This is a genomic window from Azospirillum sp. CT11-132, assembly GCF_047302835.1.
Taxonomy (GTDB): domain Bacteria; phylum Pseudomonadota; class Alphaproteobacteria; order Azospirillales; family Azospirillaceae; genus Azospirillum.
On the sequence record NZ_JBGLZA010000008.1, the window covers coordinates 497,049 to 510,738 of the forward strand.

The 13,690-nt window shown below is 67.7% G+C and carries 16 protein-coding genes; 9 read left to right on the forward strand and 7 right to left on the reverse strand.

The genetic code is table 11. The features are described from left to right. The first annotated feature begins 11 nt into the window (after positions 1–11). From ACCD06_RS30900 to ACCD06_RS30910, 3 genes are all read left to right on the forward strand, one after another. Positions 12–518, forward strand: coding sequence for an Lrp/AsnC family transcriptional regulator (locus tag ACCD06_RS30900; RefSeq protein WP_136701883.1), 507 nt, complete (start codon positions 12–14; stop codon positions 516–518). Between the two features lie 143 nt (positions 519–661). Further along, positions 662–2,155, forward strand: a complete 1,494-nt coding sequence (locus ACCD06_RS30905; protein WP_413345972.1) for an NAD-dependent succinate-semialdehyde dehydrogenase — start codon at positions 662–664, stop codon at positions 2,153–2,155. Between the two features lie 30 nt (positions 2,156–2,185). Continuing rightward, a complete protein-coding gene (locus ACCD06_RS30910) occupies positions 2,186–3,565 on the forward strand; it encodes an aspartate aminotransferase family protein (RefSeq protein WP_413345974.1) in 1,380 nt (459 codons plus the stop codon). Positions 3,566–3,581: 16 nt separating this feature from the next. On the opposite strand, the gene ACCD06_RS30915 is transcribed toward ACCD06_RS30910, so the two are convergent. From ACCD06_RS30915 to ACCD06_RS30925, 3 genes are read right to left on the reverse strand one after another with little or no spacing between them, the layout of a single operon-like run. Further along, positions 3,582–4,343 (reverse strand): YkgJ family cysteine cluster protein, encoded by a 762-nt coding sequence (locus ACCD06_RS30915; RefSeq protein ID WP_413345976.1) that lies wholly within the window; start codon positions 4,341–4,343, stop codon positions 3,582–3,584. A gap of 16 nt (positions 4,344–4,359) precedes the next feature. Further along, the gene (locus ACCD06_RS30920; protein ID WP_413345978.1) at positions 4,360–4,833 is read right to left on the reverse strand and encodes a YchJ family protein; all 474 of its coding nucleotides are present in this window, start codon (positions 4,831–4,833) and stop codon (positions 4,360–4,362) included. Positions 4,834–4,862: 29 nt separating this feature from the next. Next, positions 4,863–5,288: a YqaA family protein gene (locus ACCD06_RS30925; protein ID WP_109156307.1), complete on the reverse strand. Its 426-nt coding sequence runs from the start codon at positions 5,286–5,288 to the stop codon at positions 4,863–4,865. 176 nt (positions 5,289–5,464) lie between these two features. On the opposite strand from ACCD06_RS30925, the gene ACCD06_RS30930 reads away from it, so the two are divergent. Both ACCD06_RS30930 and ACCD06_RS30935 read left to right on the forward strand, forming a co-directional pair. After that, on the forward strand, positions 5,465–5,734 hold the full coding sequence (locus tag ACCD06_RS30930; RefSeq protein ID WP_085082254.1) for a metal-sensing transcriptional repressor: 270 nt from the start codon (positions 5,465–5,467) through the stop codon (positions 5,732–5,734). 9 nt (positions 5,735–5,743) lie between these two features. Continuing rightward, a complete protein-coding gene (locus ACCD06_RS30935; protein WP_413345980.1) occupies positions 5,744–6,640 on the forward strand; it encodes a nickel/cobalt efflux transporter in 897 nt (298 codons plus the stop codon). A 6-nt stretch (positions 6,641–6,646) separates the two neighbouring features. Here the strand turns inward: ACCD06_RS30935 and ACCD06_RS30940 are convergent, their stop codons facing one another. The 3 genes from ACCD06_RS30940 to ACCD06_RS30950 form a co-directional block, all read right to left on the reverse strand. Next, entirely contained in the window at positions 6,647–7,378 is a 732-nt protein-coding gene (locus ACCD06_RS30940; protein WP_413345982.1) for an SDR family oxidoreductase, read from the reverse strand. Positions 7,379–7,446: 68 nt separating this feature from the next. Next, positions 7,447–8,442: a 2-keto-3-deoxygluconate permease gene (locus tag ACCD06_RS30945; protein ID WP_413345984.1), complete on the reverse strand. Its 996-nt coding sequence runs from the start codon at positions 8,440–8,442 to the stop codon at positions 7,447–7,449. 245 nt (positions 8,443–8,687) lie between these two features. Beyond that, positions 8,688–9,533 (reverse strand): fumarylacetoacetate hydrolase family protein, encoded by an 846-nt coding sequence (locus ACCD06_RS30950; protein WP_109156303.1) that lies wholly within the window; start codon positions 9,531–9,533, stop codon positions 8,688–8,690. A 152-nt stretch (positions 9,534–9,685) separates the two neighbouring features. Between ACCD06_RS30950 and ACCD06_RS30955 the strand changes: the two genes are divergently transcribed. Then, positions 9,686–10,369 (forward strand): GntR family transcriptional regulator, encoded by a 684-nt coding sequence (locus ACCD06_RS30955; RefSeq protein WP_413345986.1) that lies wholly within the window; start codon positions 9,686–9,688, stop codon positions 10,367–10,369. A gap of 34 nt (positions 10,370–10,403) precedes the next feature. After that, on the forward strand, positions 10,404–11,054 hold the full coding sequence (locus ACCD06_RS30960) for a class I SAM-dependent methyltransferase (protein WP_109156301.1): 651 nt from the start codon (positions 10,404–10,406) through the stop codon (positions 11,052–11,054). Here the strand turns inward: ACCD06_RS30960 and ACCD06_RS30965 are convergent. Next, complete coding sequence (locus tag ACCD06_RS30965) at positions 10,987–11,712, reverse strand: aspartate/glutamate racemase family protein (RefSeq protein ID WP_169054807.1); 726 nt, start codon at positions 11,710–11,712, stop codon at positions 10,987–10,989. The two genes, ACCD06_RS30960 and ACCD06_RS30965, sit on opposite strands and share 68 nt — an antisense overlap. 132 nt (positions 11,713–11,844) lie before the next feature. On the opposite strand from ACCD06_RS30965, the gene ACCD06_RS30970 reads away from it, so the two are divergent. After that, a complete protein-coding gene (locus ACCD06_RS30970; RefSeq protein ID WP_413345988.1) occupies positions 11,845–12,552 on the forward strand; it encodes a GntR family transcriptional regulator in 708 nt (235 codons plus the stop codon). Positions 12,553–12,646: 94 nt separating this feature from the next. Further along, entirely contained in the window at positions 12,647–13,684 is a 1,038-nt protein-coding gene (locus ACCD06_RS30975; RefSeq protein ID WP_413345990.1) for a phosphotransferase, read from the forward strand. Positions 13,685–13,690 lie beyond the last annotated feature (6 nt).

Here is a 13,690-nt window from a genome sequence, read left to right on the forward strand (position 1 = left end):
CGGCCGGCCCCATGTCTGACCTGAAGCTCGATCCCATCGACCTGCGCATCCTGTCGGAAATCCAGCGTGACGGCCGCATCACCAAACTGGCGCTGGCCGACCGGGTGGGGCTGTCGCCGACGCCCTGCTGGGTGCGGCTGCGCCGGCTGGAGGAGGCCGGCATCGTCACCGGCTATCATGCCCGGCTGGCCCTGCGGCAGGTCACGCCCTTCGCCATGGCGCTGGTGGAGGTGACACTGGGCAGCCACCGGCAGGCCGATTTCGACCGGTTCGAGCGGGCGGTGCGGGCGGAGCCCGGCATCGTCTCCTGCTGGTCGGTCGGCGGCGGGCTCGACTATGTCCTGCGGGTGGTGGCGCGCGACGTCGACGCCTATCAGCGGATCATCGACCGGCTGCTGGAGGGCGACGCCGGGATCGACCGCTATTTCACCTACATCGTCACGCGGACGGTGAAGGACGACGCAGCGATGCCGCTTGAGGCGCTGATGGAGGAGCCGGGCGGGTCCGTCTCATCGTGATAGAGACTTTCTCTTCCTCCCCGCCCCATCAAAGAGACACTCTCCGCCACGCAGGCCCAGTTCGGACACAGTCTCCGCCGCATCACCGCTAGACTCCGGAACACGGGCGCTTCGGCGCTCAACCCAAAAATCCGGAGGTGCCCATGACCGCGCAGCTGTCCCGCCTGGACCGTCACGACGCCGTCAGCCGCCTGACCGACCGCCGCCTGCTGCGCGAACTCGCCTATGTCGGCGGACGCTGGACCGCGGCGCCCGACGGCGCCACCTTTCCGGTGACCGATCCGGCCAGCGGACGGACGATTGCCCATGTCGCGGCGCTGGACGCCGCACAGGCGACCGCCGCCGTCACCGCGGCATCGGCAGCCTTTCCGGCCTGGAGCGCCCGGCTGCCGCAGGACCGCGCCGCCCGCCTGCGCGACTGGTTCGACCGCATCACCGCCGCCAAGGAGGACCTCGCCCTGCTGATGACGCTGGAGCAGGGCAAGCCGCTCGCCGAATCGCGGGGGGAGATCGACTATGCCGCCTCCTTCGTCGAGTGGTACGCGGAGGAGTCCAAGCGGGTGGGCGTCGAGAGCATTACAAGCCACCTGCCCGGCGCCGAGATGCTTCTGCGGCGAGAGGCGCTGGGCGTGGTCGGCATGGCGACGCCGTGGAATTTCCCGTCGGCCATGCTGACGCGCAAGGCGGCGGCGGCGCTGGCGGCGGGCTGCACCGTGGTGGCGCATGCGTCGTCCGAGACGCCGCTGTCGGCGCTGGCGCTGGCGGAACTGGCGGAGCGGGCGGGCATCCCCGCCGGCGTGTTCAACGTCCTGACCGGCGAGCCTGAACCGCTGGTCGGCGCGCTGTGCGACGACGCCCGCGTCCGTGCCATGAGCTTCACCGGCTCAACTGGGATCGGCAGCCGCATCGCCGCGCGCTGCGCGCCCACCATGAAGCGGCTGGTGATGGAACTGGGCGGCCATGCGCCGCTGCTGATCTTCGCCGATGCCGACCTGCAGCGGGCGGTGGACATTTCCATCGACGCGAAGTTCGCCACCTCCGGCCAGGATTGCCTCGCCGCCAACCGCATCTATGTGCAGCGTCCGCTCTACGATTCCTTCTGCGCCGCCTTCACCGCCCGCAGTGCCGCGCTGCGCGTCGGTCCGGGGTTGGAGCCGGACGTGCAGATCGGGCCGCTGATGAACGAGCGGGCGGTCGACAAATGCGCACGCCACGTCCGCGACGCGGTGGACCGCGGCGCCCGCTGCCTGACCGGCGGCGAAATCCATCCCGCCGGCCCGCTGTTCTACCGTCCCACCGTTCTGGCCGACGTGGCGCCGGATTCGCTGATCCTGCGCGAGGAGACCTTCGGCCCGGTCGCCGCGATCCTGCCCTTCGATGACGAGGCGGAGGTGGTGGCCCGCGCCAACGACACCGAATACGGCCTCGTCGCCTATCTGGTGACCCGCGACGCCGGCCGGATCCTGCGCCTGTCGCGGGCGCTGCAGTACGGCATGGTGGCGGTCAACCGGGTGAAGATCACCGGCGCGCCGGTTCCCTTCGGCGGGGTCAAGCAATCCGGCCTCGGCCGCGAAGGCTCGCGCCACGGGATGGAGGCCTTCACCGAGCTGAAATACGTCTGCCTCGACGCCGCCTGAACCGAAATTCTTGTCTGGGAAAGAAACGTCATGACCGACCTGACCAACGAGCTGACCGCCTGGGACCGCGACCATTTCTTCCACCCGTCGACCCATATGGCGGCGCATGCCCGCGGCGACACTCCGACCCGCGTCGTCACCGGCGGCGAAGGCGTCTACATCACCGACCGTGACGGCAAGCGCAGCCTGGACGCCTTCGCCGGCCTCTATTGCGTCAATGTCGGCTATGGCCGCCGCGAGATCGCTGACGCCATCGCCGAGCAGGCCGGCAAGCTCGCCTATTATCACGCCTATGTCGGGCATGGCAGCGAGCCGTCGATCACGCTCGCCAAGATGATCATCGACCGCGCGCCCGCCGGGATGTCGCGCGTCTATTTCGGCCTGTCGGGATCGGACGCGAACGAGACCAACATCAAGCTGGTCTGGTATTACAACAACATCCTCGGCCGGCCGGAGAAGAAGAAGATCATCTCGCGCTGGCGCGGCTACCACGGGTCGGGGGTGATGACCGGCAGCCTGACCGGGCTGGAGCTGTTCCACAAGGCCTTTGACCTGCCGCGCCCGCCGGTTCTGCACACCGAAGCCCCCTATTACTTCCGCCGCGCCGACCGGAGCATGAGCGAGGAGCAGTTCTCCCAGCACTGCGCCGACCAGCTGGAGGCGATGATCCTGGCGGAGGGGCCGGAGACCGTCGCCGCCTTCATCGGCGAACCGGTGCTGGGCACCGGCGGCATCGTTCCGCCGCCCGCCGGCTATTGGGAGAAGATCCAGGCGGTGCTGAACAAATACGACATCCTGCTGATCGCCGACGAGGTGGTGACCGGGTTCGGCCGGCTCGGCAGCATGTTCGGCTCCGACCATTACGGCATCAAGCCCGACCTCATCACCATCGCCAAGGGCCTGACCTCCGCCTATGCGCCGCTGTCGGGCGTGATCGTCGGCGATCGGGTGTGGAAGGTGCTGGAACAGGGCTCCGACCAGCTTGGGCCGATCGGCCATGGCTGGACCTATTCGGCCCATCCGCTCTGCGCCGCCGCCGGCGTGGCCAACCTGGAGCTGATCGACACACTCGATCTGGTAACCAACGCGGGCGAGACCGGCGGCTATTTCCGCGCCGCGCTGGCCGACGCGCTGGGCGGGCATCCGATGGTCGGCGATGTGCGCGGCGAGGGCATGCTGGCGGCCGTGGAGTTCGTCGCCGACCGGGACGACCGCCGCTTCTTCCCCGCCGAGGCGAAGGTCGGGCCGCGCCTGTCCGCCGCACTGCTGGAACGGGGCGTCATCGCCCGCGCCATGCCGCAGGGCGACATCCTCGGCTTCGCCCCGCCGCTCTGCCTGACGCGGGAGGAGGCCGACATCGTGGTGTCCGCAACGGCCAAGGCGGTGAAGGCGGTCGCGGCCGAACTCTGAAGGAAAATACCGGGGGCTACTTCCGCCGGGCGAGCCCCTCCATCTCCTTGGCCCATCCGCTGTAGTTGCGGTGGTAATCGCGCAAGGCCGGATCGTCCTTCGTCCGCTCCGCCATCGCCCGGAACAGCGGGGCCTGGGCGGCGGCGATGTCCGCCGCATCCGGCCGGCGCGTGGCGGTGAGGAAGGAGGACAGGCTGGTGACCAGATTGCCGCCGGTCGGCTTGGCCGCCAGCTTCGCCAACTCGTCGACGATCCACGGCATGTATTTCAGCATATAGTCGGCGTAACGCTGGATCGCGGGCGCCTGGTCGAGCAGATCGCTCCGCTCGCGGTCGAAATCCGTGCGGTCGAGGATCGCGTGATCGGCATAGACGACCGGCGCCGTGGCCGAGGTGTCGCACTGCCAGCCCTTGCGCGGGATCAGCAGGTCGGCCTGATCCTTTTCCTCGCGGTAGGGGTAGAAGGGCATGGTGCGGCAGCGCGACGGCTTGGTCTCATGGATGCCGCACAGCCCGTCGTCCTGCAGTTCCGGACAGGGGAAGGAGGTCGGCAGATAGGCGGTCGGCACGATCAACACCGCCACCGTCTTGCGGTTGGGCAGCCGCACCGTCGCGCCCAGCCGGGTCGCCAGCTCGTAGGATCGGGCGTTCGACCGCACCGGCGTCCACACCATCGCCAGGGGGAAACGGCCGGCATGGGCGACCGCGTCCGCCAGCGTCAGCGGCAGCCAGCCGTGGCAGCATTTGCCGCAGGCGGTGCAGGAGAAACGCGGTTCCATGGCGGCGCCCCTCCGGTCACTTGCCGCAGCAGGCTTTGTATTTCTTGCTGGATCCGCAGGGACAGGGCTCGTTGCGCCCGACCTTGACCACGCGGCGCGGCTCGCCCTTCGGGTTGACCTCGCCGCTGACATAGAGCCACCGCCCGTCCTCCCGGCGGAAGCTCGCCCGCTCGTGGTGGCGCATGTCATTGCCGTCGCGACGGAAATGGATCTGGAACTCCACCACCCCGCTGTCGCCCTCCTCGCTGGCGCGCAGGATGTCGAGCCGCTGCCACTCCGACTCCTCCGCCACCCGTTCGGCCTCGCCGCGGTTGAAGTCGTCACGGATCTCCGGAGCGTGGGTGCGCTCGACATGGTCAAGGTCATGGCGGACGAAGGCGGTGTAGCGGGACCGCATCAGCGCTTCGGCGGTCGGCGCCGGCTCCCCGGCCAGGATGGGGCCGCAGCAGTCTTCGAAGGAACGGCCGGAGCCGCAGGGGCAAGACGACATCGTTGGTCCTCGGTTGAACGGTAAAGCTATCAGAAGGCGACCACCAGGGCCACGTAACGGGCCGCCTTGCCGATGGTCACCAGCAGAAGGAATATCCAGAAATTCTCCCGCAGGATGCCGGCGACCAGGGTCAGCGGGTCGCCGATGAAGGGCGCCCAGGCCAGCAGCAGCGACCACACCCCCCATTTCTGATACCAGGCGGTGGCGCGGTCGATCAGCGAGGCCTTGACCGGAAACCAGCGGCGGTCGCGGAAGTGGATCAGGTAGCGGCCGAGCAGCCAGTTCACGACCGAGCCCAATACGTTGCCGATGGTGGCCACCAGCACCAGCGTCGGCGTCGAGTGGGTCCCGGCCATATGCATGCCGGCCAGAATCACCTCCGACTGGGCCGGCAGGATCGTCGCCGCCAGCAGCGCGGCGCTGAACAGGCCGGCCAGACCGGCGAAATCATCCATAAGACCTCCGTCGGATCGCCGGGCGTCGGATCGTCGATCCTATCCAGGGGGATAGAGCAAGATCAGGGGCGCGGTCAACTCCGCCCGACATGCTGCGCCATCAAAGCACAAGCGGCGGATCGGCAGGCGTCGTCAACGGCCTTGCCATATCCTATCCGGGGGGATACGATTTTGGCATGAGCACTCACCACAGCCACCCCGACATCATCAAGCGCCTCAAGCGGGCGGATGGACATCTGCGCGGCATCATCGAAATGATCGAAGCCGGCCGGCCCTGCCTCGACCTCGCCCAGCAATTGCATGCGGTGGAAAGCGCCGTGCGCGAGGCCAAGAAGGTGCTCATCCACGATCATCTGGATCACTGCCTGGACGCGGCGGTTGACGCCACGCCCGCCGAAGCGCGGGCATCGATCGCGGAATTCAAGGCGATCACGAAATACCTGTAGAGACCAGCGATGCCCGAATTCTCCGCCCTTCTGCAGCAAGGCGCCGCCAACGCCTGGCTGTTCATCCCGAGCGCCATCCTGCTCGGCGCGCTGCACGGGTTGGAGCCGGGCCATTCCAAGACGATGATGGCGGCCTTCATCGTCGCCATCCGCGGCACGGTTGCCCAGGCGGTCCTGCTCGGTCTGGCCGCGACGCTGTCGCATACGGCGGTGGTGTGGGCCGTGGCCCTTGGAGGGATGTGGATCGGCCGAGGCTGGAACGCCGAGACGACCGAGCCCTATTTCCAGCTCGCTTCGGCAGCGTTGATCATTGCGGTGGCACTGTGGATGGCGGCGCGGACATGGCGGGACCAGCGGCACGAGACGGCCGGACATGCTCACCATCATCATGGGCATGACCACCACGGGCATGCGCATCACCATCATGGCCACAGCCATGGTGGGCACACCCATGCCCACGCCGGCGCACTGGATCTCGGACAGTCAGACTATCAGGATGCGCATGAGCGGGCGCATGCCCGCGACATCCAGCGCCGCTTTGCCGGTCGGCACGTCACCACCGGACAGATCCTGCTGTTCGGCCTGACCGGCGGGCTGATCCCCTGCCCGGCGGCCATCACCGTTCTGTTGTTGTGCCTCCAGCTCAAGGAGGTCACGCTCGGCGCCGCGCTGGTCGTCTGTTTCAGCATCGGCTTGGCCCTGACCCTGGTGGCCGCCGGGGCGGTCGCCGCGCTGGGCATGCGCCATGCCGAACGACGCTGGTCGGACGCCTTCGGCAAATTCGCGCGGCGAGCCCCCTACCTGTCCAGCGCCGTCATCATCCTCGTCGGGATCCTTGTCGGCGTCCACGCCCTGCAGGGGCTCGGGCTTACGCTGGCCTGGGTCGGGGGGCCGCACCTGTCGTGACGTCCCCTACATCGCCCAGCCGCCGTCGATGATGTGGATCTGGCCGGTGGTGTAGGTGGCGGTGGTAAGGTGGAGGGCCAATTCGGCGATCTCCTCGGGCTGGCCGATGCGACCGATCGGCTGGCGGGCGATGAAGGCGGCGCGGGCCGCCTGGTAATCGCCCTGGGCCGACAGCCGCTCCTGCAACGACGGCGATTCGACCGTTCCCGGACAGATGGCGTTGCAGCGGATGCCCTTCGTCACATAGTCGGCGGCGACCGACTTGGTCAGTCCGATGACCGCCGCCTTGGTGGTGGTGTAGGCGAAGCGGTTGGGCACCCCCTTCACGCTGGAAGCCACCGACGACATGTTGATGATGCAGCCGTCGCCGTGTTCCAGCATGGCCGGCAGCACCGCTCTCGTGGTGCGGACCAGAGCCTTCACGTTGAGGTCGAGGGCGAACTCCAGCTCATCGTCGGTCATCTCCAGGATCGTGCCGTTGTGGACCACGCCGGCGCAATTGAACAGGATGTCGACGCGGCCGATCTCGCCCAGGACCGACCGCACCGCCCGATCGTCGAGCACGTTCAGCACCCGCGTTTCGATCCCCTGCCCTGTCAGCTCGGCCAGCTTGGCGCCGTTGACGTCGGTGGCGACGACCCTTGCGCCTTCGCGGGCGAACAGTTCGGCGGTCGCGCGGCCGATCCCCTGGGCCGCACCCGTGATGACGGCGGTCTTGCCGGTCAGTTTTCCGGTCATGGTCCTACTCCTGAAAACGGTGCTTGATGCGTGTGGGTAACGATCCCGGCGGAAGAACGGTCGCGGCGTCAGTCCACCGGCGTCGCCCCGACCGGCATCAGCGAGGTGTCGGCACGGTTCGTCTCGGCCAATCCCTGGCCGAATCGCTTGTACCAGAGGCCGGTGATGATCGGGACGGCGACGGAGGTGACGATGATGCAGATCGCCACCAGCACGGTGGCATCCGCCGCCGCGGGGGCGAATTGCGGGGCGACGGCGGCGATCGCCACCGGGTTGGCGGCAGCCGCGCCGGCGGTGGAGGAAGCGGCGATGCCGGCGGTGCCGGTGCCGCGGCCGATGATCTTGTCGGCCAGGATCAGCGGAATGCCGGTCAGCACGATGACGCCGAGCGCCAGCAGCACGCCCAGCCCGAGCAGCGGCGAGAACAGCGTGCCGAGATTGATGGTGTTGCCGAGCGCAAAGGCGAAGAACGGGATCATCAGCTGGCCGCCCGGCGCGAACAGGGCGCGCAGCTTCGGATCCAGGTTGCCGAGCGCGAAGCCGACCAGGAAGGGCAGCACGGCGCCGATGAAGATCTGCGGTTCGAAATGCGCGGCGCCGGACGCGCCGAGGATGATCATGCTCATCAGCGGACCGGATTCGATGGAGGTCAGTACGAAGGCGCCGGCCTCCTCCTTGGTACCGTAGGTCTGCATCAGCGAGGCGTAGAGCCCGCCGTTGGTCATGTCCATGGCACAGACGACGGCCAGGATCGACAGCCCGGCGAAGAATCCGGTGTGAATGCCTTCGGGCGGAATGAACTGCGACATCACCAGCACGATGATCCAGGCGGCGATCAGCTTGGTCAGGACCAGCGTGCCGGACTTGCGCAGCACCGTTCCGGTGGCGCTCAGCTTGATCGACGCGCCCATGCAGAAGAACCACACCGCCAGGATCGGCACCACGCCGGTCATGATCCCCTGGGTGAAGCCTTTGAAATAGCCGGGCGCGTCCGGCACGAAGGTCTTGCACAGTGCACCGAGCAGCAGCGGCACCAGCATCAGGCCGCCGGGAATCCGATCCATTCTGTCTTTTATGTTCATGAGGCGCTTCCTCCACAAATCTCGGCCGCAAATTTCGGCCACAAATCTCGGATGGACGAGCGGGCGCACTCCCGCGCAACGGCGAGTTCCCGCTTTCTGCATTGACTGGAACGGGCGGCGATGGGACGCCGAAGATGGCCGGGACGGGCGGGGTGGCCGAACTGGAGGCCGAATCCGCGCGTCGCCGGAAAAGAGGGGCCGCGACGGATCGCGGCCCGGATGTCAGGTCAGGTGGCGGCGACGCGCTGGTTCTGCACGCCCAGCCCCTGGATTTCGACGCGGATGCTGTCACCCGGCTTCAGGTAGCGCGGCGGCTTCATGCCCATGCCGACGCCCGGCGGCGTCCCGGTGGTGATGACGTCGCCCGGCATCAGCGTCATGAACTGCGAGATGTGGGAAACCAGGAACGGCACCTGGAAGACCATCGTCCGGGTGGAGCCGTTCTGCATGGTTTGGCCGTTGACCGACAGCGTCATGGCGAGGTTGTGGACGTCCTCCACCTCGTCCTTCGTGACCAGCCAGGGGCCGAGCGGACCGAAGGTCGGGCAGCCCTTGCCCTTCGTCCACTGCCCGCCGCCGCGCTCCAGCTGATAGCCGCGCTCCGACACGTCGTTGCACACGCAATAGCCGGCCACGTAATTCAGCGCATCGGCCTCCGACACGTAGGAGGCGCGCTCGCCGATGACGATGGCGAGTTCGACCTCCCAGTCGGTCTTCTCCGACCCCGGCGGGATCAGCACGGTGTCGTCCGGGCCGACGATGCAGGACGGCGCCTTGTTGAACAGCACCGGCTCCGCCGGAACCGGCATGCCGCTTTCCGCCGCATGGTCGGCATAGTTCAGGCCGACGGCGATGAAGTTGCCGACACCGGTCACGCACGGTCCCAACCGCACCGCGCCCGAGACCAGCGGCAGATCATCGACCGCGATGGACCGGAGCCTCTCCAGGCTGCTTTTATTCAGAGAAGAACCGTCGATGTCCTTGACAACCGACGACAAGTCCCGGATGGAACCGTCCTTGTCGATCAGGCCCGGCTTCTCTTCTCCCGGAGCCCCGAAGCGAACGAGTTTCAAAACGTCGTCTCCTTGCGCCGACCAGCTTTGTGGTCATCTTTTCAGGATTGCTGCGTTAACATACAGTTTCCACGGATCATATATGCTGTCAATGGTTTTCGAATGAGGATAGGATTTTCGAAAATGCGGGTGTCGGTTTCGAGGGGGCAGTCATGAAGGACCGTGCCGAGGCACGCACGCTGGCGGGCGATGCCTATGCCGTCATTCACCGGGCCATCCGCTCCGGCGTGCTGAAGCCCGGCCAGCGCCTGCGGTTCGCCGATTTGCAGGCGCTGTGCGGCATGAGCGTTTCGCCGGTGCGCGAGGCGCTGGTCCGGCTGACAGCGGAGGGCTTCACCGTCTCGGACGATCACCGCGGCTTTTCGGTGGCACCGCTGTCGGTCGCCGAACTGCTGGACATCGTCGCCACCCGCAAACTGCTGGAGGGCGAGGCGCTGCGCCTGTCCATTGAAAACGGCGACTCGGAATGGGAAGGCCGGCTGCTGGCGGCGCACCACATGATGTCGCGCCTGCCCCGTGAACGCGACGACCTGCCGACCGCCATCCGCGAGGATTGGGACCTGCGGCATGCCGATTTCCACCGCATCCTGATCTCGGCCTGCGGGTCGCCGATCCTGATCGAACTGTGCGAGAAGCTGTTCGTCCGGGCCGACCGTTACCGCCGGCTGTCGGTCAGCGTGCCCAAACAGGACCGTGACGTGGTTCGCGAGCATGAACGGATCATGAGTTGCGCGATCGACCGCAATGCCGAAGAGGCGGTGGCGGCCCTGAGGGATCACTACCAGCGCACCGCCGACGCCGTTCAACGGCTGTTCGAGATGCAGGAGGCGCTCTGAGCCGTTTCTCGTTCATGTGAAAGGCAAGGGGACCATGGCCATCTACAGCCACCACATCCTGCCCCGGCTGATCAACTGGGTCATGGGGCAGGCGCTGCTCGCGGAGGCCCGCGCCAGGGTCGCCGGGCAGGCGCGCGGGCGTGTCCTGGAGATCGGCATCGGCTCCGGCCGCAACCTGCCATTCTATGGCGCGGCGGCCGAGGAGATCGTCGGTGTCGATCCCTCCGCCGAACTTCTCGCCATGGCCCGCCGTGCCGCGGCGCAGTCGCCCCGTCCGGTGAGTTTGGTGGAACAGACGGCGGAACGGTTGCCGTTCGAGGACGACAGCTTCGACACCGTGGTCGTCACATGGTCCCTGTGCAGCATCCCCGACCCGTCCGCCGCCCTGAGGGAGGCGCGCCGTGTGCTGAAGCCGGCCGGGGAGTTGCGCTTCGTCGAGCATGGCCTTGCCCCGGCTCCCGCCGTTCGGCGCTGGCAGCACCGCCTGACGCCGCTGTGGTCGCGCTGTTCGGGTGGCTGCCATCTGGACCGGAAGATGGACGACCTGATCCGCGCGGCCGGATTCGAGATCACGGACCTGACGGAAAGCCATCTGCCGGGCCCGAAGATCATGACCTTCATGTATGAGGGAACGGCGGTACCGTCAGGCGGCGCAGCGCCTCCACCGCCGCAGCGGGCGTGGTGAGCACCGGAACCGACAGCAGCGGCTGCAGCCTCGCCTGGGCACGCGCCATCGAAAACTGGCCGAGGATGACGACATCGCAGCCCGCCAGCTGCCCGGCGGTCCGGGCCACCCGGTCGTCATGGCCGTCGCCGTCACCGCTCTTCAGCGCGGCCAGCGCGCCGTCGGCGATGGCGACGGTGACCTCGATCCGGCGGCCGGCGGCTGCGGCCATCGCCAGCAGCTCGGTGCGCAGCGAGTCGGCGGAGGGGCCGAAGCTGACGACGATGCCGATCCGGCTGCCGATCGCCATCGCCGCCTCGAATGCCGACTCGTTCGGCCGCAGCACCGGGATCGGCAGGCGCGGCTTGACCGCGTCGATGGCCGGGGCGAAGGCGGAGCAGGTGAACAGAATTCCCGCCGTCCGTCCGCCCGCTCCCACCGTGCCGGCAGCATAGTCGGCCAGCGTCCGGAAACGCCCCATCATCGCCTCGTCGAGCCGGCCGGCCTCGGCCAGATCGACCGCGAGCGAGGTGTCGAGAAGGTCGAAGATCCGCGCTTCGGGCCAATGCGCCCGGAAGGCGGCCCGTGCCGGAACCACCGATTCCTCCAGCGCATGGATCAGCGCGATGCGTGGTCCCTGCAAGGTCGCCGTTTTGTCGGCGGTCGTCTCGGCATTCATGCGCTCTCTCCCTCTTGTGCCTTCCGTCGGGCGGATAGGGACATGACGTGCGACGGCACTTGACCTCCGCCCGCTCCCGCCGCAATATGATGCATCATACAGCAAAAGCGGGCGGCGGGTGAAGGACAGACGATGAGCGGGTTCGACCTCACCCTTCTTGAACACGACAATCTCGGCAGCACGATTTACCAGCGGCTGTGCGAGGCTCTGATGAAGGGCGTGTTCAAGCCGAACGACCGGCTGAAGATCCGCGATCTGGCCGAACGGCTGGGGACGAGCGTCACCCCGGTGCGCGACGCCATCCTGCGTCTGGTGCAGGACCAGGCTCTGGTGCTGCGTTCGCCGCGCGACATCCGCGTTCCGATGCTGACCCGCGCCGCCTACCTTGAGATCCGCGATATCCGCGTCAACCTCGAAGGGCTGGCCGCCGCGCGCGCCGCGGAAAAGGCCACGCCGGCCGAGATCGCGCTGCTGGAGGCCCTGCTGAAGCACAATGAGGACGCGATGGCCGCCGGCGACACCGCGCGGGCCACCGAACTCAACCAGATCTTCCATTTCAAGCTGTCGGAGATCGCCGACATGCCGGTGCTCGGCGACATTCTGCGGCGGCTTTGGCTCCAGATGGGACCGCTGATCGCCGACGTCTATGGCGGAGCCGGGCGCACGATGATCGACCACCATTACCCGCTGATGGAGGCCATCCGCCGTCACGATGGCTTGGCCGCCGCCCACGCCATCCAGGCCGACATCCTGCTGGCCAGCGGCCCGATCCTGGAGCGGATCGACGGCGCGACCGCCAACCCCGCCCCTGCCCCTGCGCCCAGGGCGCTGGTTTCCTGATGCCCTTCCCCCCACATCGGTTTGCAAGGCCGGTTCGTTCATGACGATGATGCATCAAACATTGAAAGCTTCGAGCAACGAGGAGAGTGCGGTCATGACGCAGCCTGATGTTCTGACCACCGCCGCACCGCCGATCTCCGCGATCGAGGCCGGCGCCATGATGCAGCGGTGCTTCGGGGTGACCGGCAGCATCCGCGAACTGAGCAGCGAGCGCGACCGCAACTTCCACATCACCACCCCGGATGGGAAAGGGTATGTGCTGAAGTTCACCAACCCGGCGGAACCGGCGCTCGTCACCAGCTTCCAGACCGGGGCGATGCAGCATGTGGCCGTCCGCGACCCGGACCTGCCGGTGCCGCGCGTCGTGCCGACGCTGGATGGAGAGGCCCAGGCGACGGTCCGGATCGACGGCCACGCCATGATCCTGCGGCTGCTGACCTATCTCGACGGCACGCCGCTCCATGCGGCGCCGGCATCAAAGGGGCAGATGCGGGCGCTGGGAACGACGCTGGCCCGGCTGGATCTGGCGCTGGCCGACTACGAGCATCCCGGTTCGGAGCGCGATCTGCTGTGGGACATCACGCGCACCGCCAGCGTCGCCGACCGGCTGCACTATCTGGCGGACGGCCCGCGCCGCGGGATGGTGGAGGGCTTCATCGCCCACTTCGCCGACCAAGTGGCGCCGCGGCTGCCCACCCTGCGGCATCAGGTGATCCACAACGACCTCAACCCGCACAACGCGGTGGTCGATCCGGTCGGGCACGAGACGGTCACCGGCATCATCGATTTCGGCGACGCGCTGAGGGCGCCGCTGGTCAACGATCTGGCGACCGCCCTCGCCTACCACGTCACCAGCGGCGAGACGCCCTTCGGCTCGCTGGTCGAGATGACTGGCGCCTTCACCGCTGTCCTGCCGCTGACTGATGACGAGGTGGAACTGCTGCCCGATCTGGTGGCGGCACGCCTCGCCCTGACCATCGCCATCACCGGCTGGCGGGCCGCCGAATATCCGGCCAACGCCGCCTACATCCTGCGGAATGCCGAACGCGCCTTCGCCGGCCTGGAAAAGCTGACCGGCGACGAGGCCGCCACCGCGCGCCGTCTGCTCCATCGCGCCTGCCAGAGAGTGTGACCCGTC

Excerpts from the sequence above, each read along its gene's own strand:
- ACCD06_RS30970 (WP_413345988.1), top strand. The coding sequence starts at position 11,845 with ATGAGCGGGTTCGACCTCACCCTTCTTGAACACGACAATCTCGGCAGC.
- ACCD06_RS30955 (WP_413345986.1), top strand. The coding sequence starts at position 9,686 with ATGAAGGACCGTGCCGAGGCACGCACGCTGGCGGGCGATGCCTATGCC.
- ACCD06_RS30905 (WP_413345972.1), top strand. The coding sequence starts at position 662 with ATGACCGCGCAGCTGTCCCGCCTGGACCGTCACGACGCCGTCAGCCGC.
- ACCD06_RS30940 (WP_413345982.1), bottom strand. The coding sequence starts at position 7,378 with ATGACCGGAAAACTGACCGGCAAGACCGCCGTCATCACGGGTGCGGCC.
- ACCD06_RS30925 (WP_109156307.1), bottom strand. The coding sequence starts at position 5,288 with ATGGATGATTTCGCCGGTCTGGCCGGCCTGTTCAGCGCCGCGCTGCTG.
- ACCD06_RS30960 (WP_109156301.1), top strand. The coding sequence starts at position 10,404 with ATGGCCATCTACAGCCACCACATCCTGCCCCGGCTGATCAACTGGGTC.
- ACCD06_RS30900 (WP_136701883.1), top strand. The coding sequence starts at position 12 with ATGTCTGACCTGAAGCTCGATCCCATCGACCTGCGCATCCTGTCGGAA.
- ACCD06_RS30910 (WP_413345974.1), top strand. The coding sequence starts at position 2,186 with ATGACCGACCTGACCAACGAGCTGACCGCCTGGGACCGCGACCATTTC.
- ACCD06_RS30930 (WP_085082254.1), top strand. The coding sequence starts at position 5,465 with ATGAGCACTCACCACAGCCACCCCGACATCATCAAGCGCCTCAAGCGG.
- ACCD06_RS30975 (WP_413345990.1), top strand. The coding sequence starts at position 12,647 with ATGACGCAGCCTGATGTTCTGACCACCGCCGCACCGCCGATCTCCGCG.
- ACCD06_RS30920 (WP_413345978.1), bottom strand. The coding sequence starts at position 4,833 with ATGTCGTCTTGCCCCTGCGGCTCCGGCCGTTCCTTCGAAGACTGCTGC.
- ACCD06_RS30915 (WP_413345976.1), bottom strand. The coding sequence starts at position 4,343 with ATGGAACCGCGTTTCTCCTGCACCGCCTGCGGCAAATGCTGCCACGGC.
- ACCD06_RS30965 (WP_169054807.1), bottom strand. The coding sequence starts at position 11,712 with ATGAATGCCGAGACGACCGCCGACAAAACGGCGACCTTGCAGGGACCA.
- ACCD06_RS30945 (WP_413345984.1), bottom strand. The coding sequence starts at position 8,442 with ATGGATCGGATTCCCGGCGGCCTGATGCTGGTGCCGCTGCTGCTCGGT.
- ACCD06_RS30935 (WP_413345980.1), top strand. The coding sequence starts at position 5,744 with ATGCCCGAATTCTCCGCCCTTCTGCAGCAAGGCGCCGCCAACGCCTGG.